The sequence below is a fragment of the Mediterranea massiliensis genome (genome assembly GCF_900128475.1).
Taxonomy (GTDB): domain Bacteria; phylum Bacteroidota; class Bacteroidia; order Bacteroidales; family Bacteroidaceae; genus Bacteroides; species Bacteroides massiliensis_E.
The window spans coordinates 62092-76033 of sequence record NZ_LT635839.1 but is presented as its reverse complement, the minus strand read 5'-3'; the positions used below and the strand labels follow the sequence as shown (position 1 = coordinate 76033).

Sequence of the window (13942 nt, the reverse complement as noted above, 5' to 3'; positions counted from 1 at the left end):
ATCAGATGTCTTCAAATACTGTAAATCAAAGAGTTAATTTTGCTTCGACTAAGAATCCGCTTGAATATCCGGATTTCCTGGAAGTACAATTGAAGTCATTCAAAGACTTTCTACAACTGGACACTCCTCCCGAAAAGCGTAAGAATGAGGGATTGTATAAAGTATTTGCTGAAAACTTCCCAATTGCCGATACAAGAAACAATTTTGTTCTCGAATTTCTGGACTACTATATTGATCCGCCGCGTTATACCATCGACGAATGTATAGAGCGAGGGCTTACTTATAGTGTGCCTTTGAAAGCAAAGTTGAAGCTGTATTGTACCGACCCTGACCATGAGGATTTCGATACGGTGATTCAGGATGTATTCCTGGGCCCCATCCCCTACATGACTGAGAAGGCTACGTTTGTCATCAACGGTGCAGAGCGTGTCGTTGTGTCCCAGTTGCACCGTTCGCCCGGCGTATTCTTCGGCCAGAGCGTACATGCCAACGGTACCAAGTTGTACTCGGCCCGCATCATTCCGTTCAAGGGTTCGTGGATTGAGTTTGCCACTGACATCAACAATGTCATGTACGCATACATCGACCGTAAGAAGAAATTGCCCGTTACGACATTGCTGAGAGCCATCGGCTTCGAGAACGACAAGGACATTCTCGAAATCTTTGATTTGGCTGAAGACGTGAAGGTCAACAAGGCCAATCTGAAGAAGATTGTAGGCCGCAAGCTCGCTGCCCGTGTCTTGAAGACATGGATCGAGGATTTTGTAGACGAAGACACCGGTGAAGTGGTTTCCATCGAGCGTAACGAAGTCGTTATCGACCGTGAGACCGTTATCGAGCCGGAACATATTGACATTATTCTGGAGTCAGGCGTTCAGAACATCCTGGTACACAAGGAAGAACCGAACCAGTCTGACTACTCCATCATATATAATACGCTGCAGAAGGACCCCAGTAACTCGGAAAAGGAAGCTGTGCTCTACATCTACCGCCAGTTGCGCAACGCCGACCCTGCAGACGACGCCAGTGCACGTGAAGTCATCAACAACCTGTTCTTCTCTGAAAAGAGATACGACCTGGGTGATGTAGGCCGTTACCGTATCAACAAGAAGTTGAACCTGACGACCGACATGGACGTGCGTGTGCTGACCAAAGAAGATATCATTGAAATCATCAAGTATCTGATCGAGCTGATCAACTCGAAGGCTGATGTCGACGATATCGACCACTTGAGCAACCGCCGTGTACGCACCGTGGGCGAGCAGCTGTCCAACCAGTTCGCTATCGGTCTGGCACGTATGTCGCGTACCATCCGCGAGCGTATGAACGTGCGCGACAATGAGGTGTTCACTCCGATCGATTTGATCAATGCGAAGACCATCTCTTCGGTCATCAATTCGTTCTTCGGTACCAATGCCCTGTCGCAGTTCATGGACCAGACGAACCCGCTGGCCGAAATCACCCACAAGCGCCGTATGTCGGCCCTGGGTCCTGGCGGTCTGTCGCGTGAGCGTGCCGGTTTCGAGGTGCGCGACGTACACTATACCCACTACGGCCGTCTGTGTCCGATCGAGACGCCTGAAGGTCCGAACATCGGTCTGATTTCTTCACTCTGTGTGTTCGCCAAAATCAACGACCTCGGCTTCATTGAGACTCCCTACCGCAAGGTAAGCAACGGCAAGGTCGACCTTTCGCCCGAAGGCCTGGTTTACCTGTCGGCCGAAGAAGAGGAAGGCAAGATCATCGCTCAGGGTAATGCTCCGCTGAACGACGACGGAACCTTCATCCGCGACAAGGTAAAGGCCCGTCAGGATGCCGATTATCCGGTTGTTCCGCCCAGCGAGGTAGAGCTGATGGACGTATCTCCGCAGCAGATTGCCTCTATCGCCGCTTCTTTGATTCCGTTCCTGGAGCACGACGATGCCAACCGTGCGTTGATGGGTTCGAACATGATGCGCCAGGCAGTACCTTTGTTGCGTAGCGAAGCGCCGATTGTCGGTACCGGTATCGAACGCCAGCTGGCCCGCGACTCGCGTACGCAGATTGCAGCCGAAGGCGAAGGTGTGGTAGAGTTTGTAGACGCTACGACCATCCGTATCCTTTATGACCGTACCGAGGAGGAAGAATTTGTAAGTTTCGAGCCCGCCTTGAAGGAATACAGCATTCCGAAATGGCGCCGCACGAACCAGAATATGACCATCGACCTGCGTCCCATTTGCGAGAAGGGACAGCGCGTGACGAAGGGACAGATCCTGACCGAAGGTTATTCGACCGAGAACGGCGAACTGGCCCTGGGCAAGAACCTGCTGGTAGCCTACATGCCGTGGAAGGGTTACAACTACGAGGATGCCATCGTGCTGAACGAACGTGTGGTTCGCGAGGACCTGCTGACGTCTGTACACGTGGAAGAGTTCTCGTTGGAAGTGCGCGAGACGAAGCGCGGTATGGAAGAGCTGACTTCCGATATCCCCAACGTGAGCGAAGAGGCCACCAAAGACCTGGACGACAACGGTATCGTCCGTGTAGGTGCCCGCATCGAGCCGGGTGACATCCTGATCGGTAAGATTACCCCGAAGGGTGAGTCCGATCCGTCGCCCGAGGAGAAGTTGCTTCGTGCCATCTTCGGTGACAAGGCCGGCGATGTGAAGGATGCTTCGTTGAAGGCTTCTCCTTCGTTGAAGGGTGTAGTTATCGGCAAGCGTCTGTTCTCGCGTGTCATCAAGACCCGCAGCTCCAAGCTGGCCGACAAGGCTCTGCTGCCGAAGATCGACGAAGAGTTCGAGGCTAAGGTGGCCGACCTGCGCAAGATATTGGTCAACAAACTGTTGAAACTGACAGAAAACTATACTTCAGAAGGCGTGAAGGACTACATGGGTACCGACGTCATTGCCAAGGGAGCTCCTTTCCACGCTTCCGATTTCAGCGACCTGGACTTCACCGCCATTCAGCTGAGCGGCTGGACCAAGGACGAGCATACCAACGGCCTGATCCGTGCGCTCATCATGAACTTCATCAAGAAATACAAGGAATTCGACGCCGAGCTGAAGCGTAAGAAATTCGCCATCACCATCGGCGACGAGCTGCCCGCCGGTATCATCCAGATGGCCAAGGTCTACATCGCCAAGAAGCGTAAGATCGGTGTAGGTGACAAGATGGCCGGTCGTCACGGTAACAAGGGTATCGTGTCGCGTGTGGTACGTCAGGAAGACATGCCGTTCCTGGCCGACGGTACACCGGTCGACATCGTGTTGAACCCGCTGGGTGTGCCTTCGCGTATGAACATCGGACAGATCTTCGAGGCCGTTTTGGGACGTGCCGGCAAGAAGCTGGGTGTCAAGTTTGCCACTCCGATCTTCGACGGTGCTTCGCTGGACGACCTGAACGAATGGACCGACAAGGCCGGTCTGCCCCGTTACGGCAAGACTACGCTGTACGACGGCGGTACCGGTGAAGCCTTCGAACAGCAGGCTACGGTCGGTGTGACCTACATGTTGAAGTTGGGCCACATGGTTGAAGACAAGATGCACGCCCGTTCCATCGGTCCGTACTCACTCATCACGCAGCAGCCGTTGGGTGGTAAGGCACAGTTCGGTGGCCAGCGTTTCGGAGAAATGGAGGTTTGGGCACTCGAAGCCTTCGGTGCCGCCCACATCCTGCAGGAGATTCTGACCATCAAGTCCGATGACGTGGTAGGCCGTTCCAAGGCATACGAAGCCATCGTGAAGGGTGAGCCGATGCCTACTCCGGGCATTCCCGAGTCTCTGAACGTGTTGCTCCACGAGTTGCAAGGACTGGGACTGAGCATCCACTTAGAGTAATTTTTCAATTATCCATTGTCAATTATCAATTACATCATAACGTATGGCTTTTAGAAAAGATAATAAGATAAAGAGTAATTTCTCGAAGATCTCCATCGGTTTGGCTTCCCCCGAAGAAATCCTGGAGAATTCGAGCGGTGAAGTGTTAAAGCCTGAAACGATCAACTACCGCACCTACAAGCCCGAGCGTGACGGTTTGTTCTGCGAGCGCATCTTCGGTCCGGTCAAGGACTACGAGTGCCATTGCGGTAAATACAAGCGCATCCGTTACAAAGGCATTGTCTGCGACCGATGCGGTGTGGAAGTGACCGAGAAGAAGGTACGCCGCGAGCGTATGGGCCACATTCAGCTGGTGGTTCCCGTTGCCCACATCTGGTACTTCCGTTCCCTGCCCAACAAGATTGGGTACCTGCTCGGACTGCCCACCAAGAAGCTGGATGCAGTCATCTATTACGAGCGTTACATTGTCATCCAGCCCGGTGTACTGAGCGACGAAGTGGCCAAGTACGACCTGCTGGAAGAAGGCGAATACCTCGACCTGCTGGAGAAGCTCCCCAAGGAGAACCAGTATCTCGAGGATACCGACCCCAATAAGTTCATCGCCAAGATGGGTGCCGAGGCCATTTACGACCTGCTGTGCAACATCGACCTGGACGCCCTGTCCTACGAACTGCGCCACCGCGCCAACAACGACGCTTCGCAGCAGCGCAAGAACGAAGCGCTGAAGCGTCTGCAGGTGGTCGAGTCGTTCCGTGCTTCTCGCGGCCGCAACAAGCCCGAGTGGATGATTGTCCGCATCGTGCCTGTCATCCCGCCCGAACTGCGTCCGTTGGTTCCGCTGGACGGCGGACGTTTCGCTACGTCCGACCTCAACGACCTCTACCGTCGTGTCATCATCCGCAACAACCGTCTGAAGAGACTCATTGAAATCAAGGCACCCGAAGTCATCCTCCGCAACGAGAAGCGTATGCTGCAGGAAGCTGTCGACTCGCTGTTCGACAACTCCCGCAAGTCCAGCGCCGTGAAGACCGATGCCAACCGTCCGTTGAAGTCACTCTCCGACAGCCTGAAAGGTAAGCAGGGACGCTTCCGTCAGAACCTGTTGGGTAAGCGTGTCGACTACTCGGCCCGTTCGGTAATCGTCGTAGGTCCCGAGCTGCGCATGGGCGAGTGCGGTATCCCCAAACTGATGGCTGCCGAACTCTACAAGCCGTTCATCATCCGCAAGCTCATCGAGCGCGGCATCGTGAAGACCGTGAAGAGTGCCAAGAAGATTGTAGACCGCAAGGAACCCGTCATCTGGGACATCCTGGAGCACGTCATGAAGGGACACCCCGTCCTGCTGAACCGTGCCCCGACACTGCACCGTCTGGGTATCCAGGCCTTCCAGCCCAAGATGATCGAGGGCAAGGCCATCCAGCTGCACCCGTTGGCATGTACGGCCTTCAACGCCGACTTCGACGGTGACCAGATGGCCGTCCACCTCCCGCTGAGCAACGAAGCCGTGCTCGAGGCACAGCTGCTGATGCTCCAGTCGCACAACATTCTGAACCCGGCCAACGGCGCACCTATCACCGTGCCTGCCCAGGATATGGTGCTCGGTCTGTACTACATCACCAAGCTCCGCAAGGGTGCCAAGGGTGAAGGCCTCACCTTCTACGGTCCCGAAGAAGCCCTCATCGCCTACAACGAAGGCAAGTGCGACATCCACGCTCCGGTCAGCGTCATCGTCAACGACGTCGACGAGAACGGCAACGTTGTCAAGAAGATGATGCACGACACCTCCGTGGGCCGTGTCATCGTCAACGAGCTGGTGCCCGACGAAGCCGGATACATCAATACCATCATCTCCAAGAAGTCACTGCGCGACATCATCAGCCACGTCATCAAGGTGTGCGGTGTGTCCAAGGCGGCCGACTTCCTCGACGGTATCAAGAACCTGGGATACTACATGGCCTTCAAGGGCGGTCTGTCGTTCAACTTGGGCGATATCATCATCCCCAAGGAGAAGGAAGCGCTCGTACAGAAGGGTTACGAAGAAGTGGAACAGGTCATCAACAACTACAACATGGGTATCATTACCAACAACGAACGTTACAATCAGGTAATTGATATCTGGACACACGTCAACTCCGAGTTGTCCAACATCCTGATGAAGACCATCTCGGCCGACGACCAGGGATTCAACTCCGTCTACATGATGCTGGATTCCGGTGCCCGTGGTTCGAAGGAGCAGATCCGTCAGCTCTCCGGTATGCGTGGTCTGATGGCCAAGCCGCAGAAAGCCGGTGCCGAAGGCGGTCAGATCATCGAGAACCCGATTCTTTCGAACTTCAAGGAAGGTCTGTCCGTGCTGGAGTACTTCATCTCTACCCACGGTGCCCGTAAGGGTTTGGCCGACACCGCCTTGAAGACGGCCGACGCCGGATACCTGACCCGTCGTCTGGTAGACGTGTCGCACGACGTCATCATCAACGAAGAAGACTGCGGTACGCTCCGCGGACTGGTTTGTACAGCCCTCAAGAACAACGACGAGACCATCGCCACGCTGTACGAACGTATCCTGGGACGTGTATCCGTACACGATATTGTACACCCCACGACCGGCGAACTCATCGTGGCCGGCGGCGAGGAAATTACCGAAGAGATTGCCCAGAAGATCGAAGACTCTCCCATCGAGAGCGTCGAAATCCGTTCCGTGCTCACCTGCGAGTCCAAGAAGGGAGTCTGCGCCAAGTGCTACGGCCGCAACCTGGCCACCAGCCGCATGGTACAGAAGGGCGAGGCTGTCGGCGTCATCGCGGCACAGTCTATCGGTGAGCCGGGTACCCAGCTGACTCTGCGTACCTTCCACGCCGGTGGTACGGCGGCCAACATCGCCGCCAACGCCAGCATCGTGGCCAAGAACGACGCCCGTCTGGAGTTCGAAGAGCTCCGCACTGTCGACGTGGTCGACGAGGCAGGCCAGCCCGCCAAGGTAGTGGTAGGCCGTCTGGCCGAGCTGCGCTTTGTCGATGTCAACACCGACATCGTCCTCTCCACCCACAACGTGCCCTACGGCTCTACGCTGTATGCGGCCGACGGCGAAGTGGTGGAGAAAGGCAAGCTCATCGCCCGTTGGGACCCCTTCAACGCGGTTATCATTACCGAAGCTACCGGTAAGATCGAGTTCGAGGACGTCATCGAGAACGTCACCTACAAGGTAGAGTCCGACGAATCGACCGGTCTGCGTGAAATCATCATCATCGAGTCCAAGGACAAGACCAAGGTGCCCACCGCGCACATCATGACCGAGGACGGCGAGCTTATCCGCACCTACAACCTCCCGGTGGGCGGCCACGTGGTAGTGGAAGACGGCCAGAAGGTGAAGGCCGGCGAAGTGATTGTGAAGATTCCGCGTGCCGTCGGCAAGGCCGGCGATATCACCGGTGGTCTTCCCCGTGTCACCGAGCTGTTCGAGGCCCGCAACCCGTCCAACCCCGCCATCGTTTCCGAAATCGACGGCGAGATCACCATGGGCAAGGTGAAACGCGGTAACCGTGAAATCATCGTCACCTCCAAGGGTGGTGAAGTCAAGAAATACCTCGTTCCGCTGTCCAAGCAGATCCTGGTACAGGAGAACGACTACGTGCGTGCCGGTACGCCGCTGTCCGACGGTGCCATCACGCCGGCCGACATCCTGGCCATCAAGGGTCCCACGGCCGTACAGGAATACATCGTCAACGAGGTGCAGGACGTATACCGCCTCCAGGGTGTGAAGATCAACGACAAGCACTTCGAGATCATTGTCCGCCAGATGATGCGCAAGGTCGAGATCAACGAGCCGGGCGATACCCGCTTCCTCGAGCAGCAGGTGGTCGACAAGATCGAGTTCATGGAAGAGAACGACCGCATCTGGGGCAAGAAGGTGGTTACCGACGCCGGTGACTCGCAGAACCTGCAGCCGGGTCAGATTGTCACCGCCCGCAAGCTGCGCGACGAGAACTCCATGCTGAAGCGCCGCGACCTCAAGCTGGTTCAGGTACGCGATGCCGTGCCCGCCACTTCGACGCAGATTCTCCAGGGTATCACGCGTGCCGCCCTGCAGACTTCGAGCTTCATGTCTGCCGCATCCTTCCAGGAAACCACGAAGGTGCTCAACGAGGCAGCCATCAACGGCAAGGTCGACAAGCTGGAAGGTATGAAGGAGAACGTCATCTGCGGTCACCTCATTCCGGCCGGTACCGGTCAGCGCGACTTCGACAAGATCATCGTCGGTTCGAAGGAAGAGTACGACCGCATGCTGGCCAACAAGAAGACCGTGCTCGACTACAATACGGTGGATGAAAAAGTAGAGGAATAATCACTTGTAATACATCAATTGTAATATTTTCCGGGGAGGATGTCCGCAAGGAGGTCCTCCCCCTTTTTTGGGCAAACTCCGGCTTCAGGATTTGGAAAATTCGGAAACTTGTCGTACCTTTGCACCCCGAAATCAAGAAGGAGAGGTGCTCGAGTGGTTGAAGAGGCGCGCCTGGAAAGCGTGTATACCCCTAAAGGGTATCACGAGTTCGAATCTCGTTCTCTCCGCAATTTTTCATACAAGTGAAGTTTTTTATCCGAGGGGATGTACCGGCCGCAACGGTACGTCCCCTTTTTCTTTCTGTCCCTGTTCCTCTTCCAGCCGCTTGCGGACGGCGGCGGGCAGCGGTGCCACACTTCGGGCGATGCGCATCCGCGAGTCGGCCAGGCGCCGGTATTCGTCGTCCATTTCCTCGGGGCCGAAGTACAGGCAGCACAGGGCGGTGAGGGTGCTGTAGATGCGGTCCACCGTCTCCAGCGTCAGCGACCCGTCGGGGTGGGCAGGGTTCAGCTTGGCCGTGGTACGCGGATTCATGGCCAGGGCCTCGGCGAACTGTCGGTTCGAGGTGAGGTGCCACCGTTTCCTGATTTCGTAAAGCTCCCTGGCGGCGGTCTGTATCCAGGTATTGTCCATCTTCCCGGGTTCGTCGGATTGTGAAGGGAGAAGATGGGGCATGGTTGTTCAAGGTGTTTTTCGTAGTACGGTACGAGGGGATAAAAAAAGATGAGGATGAAATCAAAAGTTTCATCCTCGTCTGTCGTTTAGTTAATTTCCAGTTCTGAACCATATTCAACGGTGAATGGGCCGTTTATCGTAACGGAGTTATCTATTTCAAACGTCAGTTTTGCTTGATTTTTAACTGTTATATTTTCTGTGATGATATCTGTTCCCGAAACCGTTTCATCAGTGGTGACCGTACGATTGGAGAAGGTTACGGTAGCTTCGCTGGCAGTTCGGGTCAGGGCTGGTTCATTATAAATATTTTCGGTTTCTTCACTGCAACTGTTCAGTGCGATGGTTGCTGTACAGATGACGGATAATATTGCTAACTTCCTTTTCATAATAGTGCCGGTTAAGTGGATTGATGATATCGGGTCAGGTAAAAGCAGGAGGTTGACAGAAAGTTTCTGATGTATCTGATCCGCGAAAGCGCGGCAGGCAGCTTCCGTGGCTTCAGGTGAAACTTCTGTTCGTAGTGCGGATTGACCAGCCACAGGCAGCGGTCCACGATGGATAGCCCGTGTGTCTCGGCCAGTTGCTCAAACCGTTCTGTCGTTACCCGGCTTTTCCTGATATCCAGCAGTTCGTTGATGCATCCGGTTGTTTCCTTGTTGGCTTTCAGCAAGTACTGGTACACAGGCACAGGGAGCAGGTGGATGAAGGGGAGGTGCGAGCACAGGCGGCTGCGGCAAATCTGCTGGTGTCCGCCAAAGGGCATCTGCCAGGCAGGAAATCCCCAGAATATCAGGCTGTCCTTGTGGACGAATCCTTTCAGATGTTCCAGGAAGCTGTCCTTGTCCGGAATGTGTTCGATGACATCGTGAATCAGTACAAGGTCATACTTCTCGTTCGTCTGCGGCTTGTATTTCAGGAAGTCGTCCGCGATGAAACGGCCGCTGTATCCCTTCTTCTGAAAATAGGCCTGAGCCTGCTCCACCCGTTCGGGAAAACGTTCTATGCCCGTCACCCGGCATCCCATTTCGGCAAAGGGCAGCAGATTGCCGCCTTCGCCACAGCCCACTTCGAGCACCTTTGTTGTCGGCGTAATGGGCTGGAATCGGCTGATGTAACCGATGTAGTGTTCGCGTGCCGTCTGGGCCAGTTCGTTGAAATATTGCTCCCTGTTCAAGTGTCTTTGTTGCATTACAGTCTGCTTTTTAATTCATTGATTTCCTTTTGTTGTTCATCTATAGCCTTGATTAATATGGGGATCAAGGAAATGTAGTCTACTAATTTTTTCCCTTCGTTGTCTGTAAATACCAGATTAGGCAAAACTTTTTCTACATCTTGTGCCAATAACCCTATTTCTTGATTAGCGTTTGAGGAAATATCATTCTTGAAGTTATAGGTTACAGGTTTCAATTTGCTGATAATGTCACAACCTGTATTTAGTGGCTTGATGTTGGTTTTGGCCAAGGCATCCGAGTAATTATATACTTTTCTGACTTGCAGGTCGTTGAATGTGCTGGTTTGGGTGTTGTAGAACACAACTTGATTCCCATGGCTCGCCAGACGCGTAGCTGCTGCACTTACATCAATTTGAAAGAAATTGTTAGTCGCACATTTCATGTACATTCCTGTTGTCACAAAAGTGTAATAATAAAAGCTGTATGGGGTGGTGTTACCTATCGTCAAGCGATTGTTGTCATAGAATTTGAGCTGTGCATAACTGTTACATCCCATCCCCAGAGGAGAACGATTAAAACTGTTTTGTAAATGAATGAAGTTTTCATACGCTTTGTTTTTTAGTTAATATTAGGTTTGGTAAAAAATAAGGTTCAATACTCATCGACCACAATCTCCCCTGTCAGCTCCAGGGCGGGCGACTCCACTTCCAGCAGATACGGATAGCCGGTGGGGGTATGTACATAGAGAGTCATCCCATCGTAGATAAGGGTGGGGCTTTCGTTGATGACGGTGTCGCCGTTCTTGTCCGTCAGGCGGATTTCGGCATCCGGCAGTGTGCCGGTGAAGACAATCTGAAGGGTGTTGTTCACTTCTTCGACGTGAACGTCGAAGGTGGAGGGGGTGCGGGTGACCATCTTTTCCTTTAGTGTCTTGTAGATAATCAATTTCTTGGTTTTACTTGTTGTTTCTGCACTCATCGGCAGAATCAACAGCAGCGACAGAAACAGCATACAATAATACTTTGCTCTCATAATGTGTGAATGTTTTTGGGGTTAATGATGGAGCAAAGTTACGCCTTTAGACCGCGAAGTCCAAGGAAAGCGAGTCACACTTTAAAAAGCTAACTGTCTGTAAATCAATGTGCATTTTTCGGCTGGAGTCACACTTTACGCTTTCGGGCCGATATATCGGGCCTTCAGCCGCAATTTTCGCTGGTTGATGGTGTGGGTGTCGGTGTAGCCGAAGCAGAGCGCGATGGTCTGTGTGTCGAGCCCCGCCGCAGCCAGGCAACAATACAGGCGGTCGTCCTCGGTCAGGGGGGAGTAGAGGGTTTGCAGATGCGCGATGTAGTCGGCATAAATCCCGTCGACGGTGCGGCGCAGTTCGGTCCGTTCGTCGGGAGACAGTACCTTCCATGCTTTCCGATCGGCTGTATCCTGCCGGGTCAGGGCATGTATCTTCTTGTAGATGCGGGTACCCCTGAACTGCTGGTGCTGCAGTTGCAGTTTTTCTGCTTTCAGCCGGTCGATGGTCTGCCTCAGGTGCTGTGTCTGTTGCACCTGGTCGGCTTGCCGGTCGGTCTTTTCCTGTTGCAGGCGGTCGAGGGCTTCCTGGTTGCGGTCTATTTCCTGCTGGAGGGTGTGCTGGCGTTGTTCCAGTTCCTGCAGGATGCTTTCGTAGACCAGCTTCTGCCGCCTTTTCTTCTGGTAGAGGTGCTGGCACAGCAGGGCCAGCAGGGCGCAGCACACCACAGCTGTCAGCACGATGCGGCTCCGGTGTTCGCGGTTCCGGGCTTCGGCCTCCTGTACGCGCAGGCGCGTCTTGTATTCGTAGATGGTCCGGTTGATACCTGAATTCCTTTCGGCGATGAACAGGGAGTCTATGATGTCTGCATGTTTTTCCAGGTAGTGCAGGGCTTGGGGACAGTTGCCCCGTTCCTTTTCCACTTCGTACAAGTCCAGATAGGCGGCGAGGTCCGGAAATGAGGTGCCTGTCAGGCTTTGCTGCAGGTAATGCAGGGCCGAGTCCGGATGGATGCCTTGCTCGGCATACAGGCTTCCCAACAGGCTGTAGCATTGGGCCGGGTCATGCCCGTGGGGCGTGTTTGCAAGGGAGCGACGGGCGTAGTGGATGGCCGAATCGATGTCGTCATTCGAATAAAACCGCAGGCTCAGGTTGTATTCCGACATGGCAATCACGCCCGAATCTCCGCTGGCCAGTGCGTAGCGGAGCGCGCGTCGCTGAATGTCTACGGCCGAGTCGCCGATCTCCTGGACCACCGGATAGTCCGAAAGGGCGTTCAGGGCGATGGCCTTGTCCTTGTCTGTGTGGCAGAGGGGCCACAGGGCGAGGTGCATCTTCCGGGCATCCTCGTAGTGGCTGTTCTCGAAGTAGAGGTTGCCCAGCGAACTGAGCGTATGGCGGCGTATCTCTTCGGCTTCCGGGAAGNGCGTGAGCGAGGCCGATGCCGAGGCATGGGCCCTCAGCGAGTTTGCCGACTACGACGCCGCCGAGCACTCCGTGGCGGCCACCGTGCGCAGCTGCTACGCCCTGACCGCCGAACATGCCACGTGCCGCCTCGCGCGCTATGTGCGGGCGCGTACCTCTACTACTAATGGAGGGACGCCGGGCAGCGGGCGTGCGCCCCGCGTGTCGGTAGGGCAGATGGAGGCCTTCATCGGCCGCTGGTGCCAGCTGCGCCGCAACCTCCTCATCCACCAGCTGGAGGTGCGGCTCACGGACGGGGCGGGGGAGGAGGAGCCCCGCTGGCAGCTGATGACCGACGCGCTGGAGAACTCCCTGTGGCGCGCCATGCAGCACGAGGGGCTGGACGCCGACCTCTTCCGCCTGCGCACGCTGCTGCAGAGCGACTTCGTGCCCACGTACCACCCCCTGCGCCGCTACCTGGACGCGCTGCCGCCCTGGGATGGCGTGTCCGACCCCATCGGCCGCCTGGCCCGGATGGTGGTGTGCCGCGGCACGTCGGCCGCCGAGTTCGACCACTACTTCCGCCGCTGGCTGGTGGGGCTGCTGGCCGCCGCGCTGGACGACGGCGTGGTGAACCACGAAATCCTCGTCCTCCTCGGTCCGCAAGGCTCGTTCAAGAGCTCCTTCCTGGAGAACCTGCTGCCGCCCTGCCTGCGCCGCTACTACACCACGAAGACCAACTCGCAGCGCCTCACCAAGGACGACCTCTTCACCATGACCGAGAACCTGCTCGTCAACTTCGAGGAGATCGACTCCATGCAGCGTCCCGAGCTGAACCAGCTGAAGGCCATGACCACCACGCTCTACATCAACGAGCGTCCGGCCTACGGGCGCAACAAGGTGCGGCTGCCCCACGTGGCNGAGGGCCCGTGCCAGCAGCAGGGCATAGCGGGCACACTCCCGTGTGGAACGCGGCGGCAGCCGGTCGGCATGCTGTTCCAGCAGGTGCAGGGCGCTGTCGGGGCGGGTAGCCAGCAGGGAGTCGGCCTGGTTCAGGATGCGGCCGGTCTGGCTGTCGTGCCGGCAGGCAGTGCTCAGAAATAAGGTCAGAAAAAAGAAGAGCAGGGAGAGATAGCGTGTTGTCATGCAGTAAGGGGTTTTGAGGCTGCAATGTTACGCAATTTCTCCGAAAAATCCATCGGTTTCCTCTCTTTTTTCCGTTCCGGCCTGTGATGATTCCGGTCGGCAGGGGCTGTTTACGGCCCCTGTTTGGTGAATAAATCATAAATTACACTGTGCTCCCTTAAAAATGATGCACCCATGTGTACATCACGGCCAAAAATGAAAGGGCTAACTTCGTCGCAAACTTTAAAAGAAACATGTTATGAAAACAACCGAACAGACCCTTTCCTTCCAGCCCCCGCGCTTCGCCTCCCTGCGCGACACTGTGCCCGTGCCCACCCCGTGGGATGCACTGGTGGAAGAAATCCGTGGAGGCCGTTACCTC

General features: G+C 55.3%; 9 protein-coding genes and 1 tRNA gene. 4 read left to right on the top strand and 6 right to left on the bottom strand.

Annotation, left to right across the window (positions count from 1 at the left end):
* The first annotated feature begins 5 nt into the window (after positions 1-5).
* From rpoB to BQ7483_RS13755, 3 genes are all read left to right on the top strand, one after another.
* Positions 6-3818, top strand: coding sequence for a DNA-directed RNA polymerase subunit beta (rpoB, locus tag BQ7483_RS13765; RefSeq protein WP_072546299.1), 3813 nt, complete (start codon positions 6-8; stop codon positions 3816-3818).
* A gap of 43 nt (positions 3819-3861) precedes the next feature.
* A complete protein-coding gene (gene rpoC, locus BQ7483_RS13760; RefSeq protein ID WP_072546298.1) occupies positions 3862-8160 on the top strand; it encodes a DNA-directed RNA polymerase subunit beta' in 4299 nt (1432 codons plus the stop codon).
* A gap of 139 nt (positions 8161-8299) precedes the next feature.
* A tRNA-Ser gene (locus BQ7483_RS13755) sits at positions 8300-8387 on the top strand.
* A 25-nt stretch (positions 8388-8412) separates the two neighbouring features.
* Here the strand turns inward: BQ7483_RS13755 and BQ7483_RS17925 are convergent.
* The 6 genes from BQ7483_RS17925 to BQ7483_RS13730 form a co-directional block, all read right to left on the bottom strand.
* On the bottom strand, positions 8413-8835 hold the full coding sequence (locus BQ7483_RS17925; protein ID WP_022020576.1) for a hypothetical protein: 423 nt from the start codon (positions 8833-8835) through the stop codon (positions 8413-8415).
* Between the two features lie 86 nt (positions 8836-8921).
* Positions 8922-9221 carry a hypothetical protein gene (locus tag BQ7483_RS17605; protein ID WP_022020575.1) on the bottom strand — a complete coding sequence of 100 codons (300 nt, stop codon included), beginning with the start codon at positions 9219-9221 and terminating at the stop codon, positions 8922-8924.
* An 11-nt stretch (positions 9222-9232) separates the two neighbouring features.
* Complete coding sequence (locus tag BQ7483_RS13745; protein ID WP_022020574.1) at positions 9233-10024, bottom strand: class I SAM-dependent methyltransferase; 792 nt, start codon at positions 10022-10024, stop codon at positions 9233-9235.
* Entirely contained in the window at positions 10024-10449 is a 426-nt protein-coding gene (locus tag BQ7483_RS13740) for a tail fiber domain-containing protein (RefSeq protein ID WP_235847371.1), read from the bottom strand. The genes BQ7483_RS13745 and BQ7483_RS13740 overlap by 1 nt, the downstream gene beginning before the upstream one ends.
* A 209-nt stretch (positions 10450-10658) precedes the next feature.
* The gene (locus tag BQ7483_RS13735) at positions 10659-11039 is read right to left on the bottom strand and encodes a hypothetical protein (protein ID WP_022020572.1); all 381 of its coding nucleotides are present in this window, start codon (positions 11037-11039) and stop codon (positions 10659-10661) included.
* A gap of 135 nt (positions 11040-11174) precedes the next feature.
* On the bottom strand, positions 11175-12365 hold the full coding sequence (locus tag BQ7483_RS13730; protein ID WP_072546296.1) for a tetratricopeptide repeat protein: 1191 nt from the start codon (positions 12363-12365) through the stop codon (positions 11175-11177).
* 307 nt (positions 12366-12672) lie between these two features.
* On the opposite strand from BQ7483_RS13730, the gene BQ7483_RS13725 reads away from it, so the two are divergent.
* Positions 12673-13539 (top strand): VapE domain-containing protein, encoded by an 867-nt coding sequence (locus BQ7483_RS13725; protein WP_456085463.1) that lies wholly within the window; start codon positions 12673-12675, stop codon positions 13537-13539.
* Positions 13540-13942 lie beyond the last annotated feature (403 nt).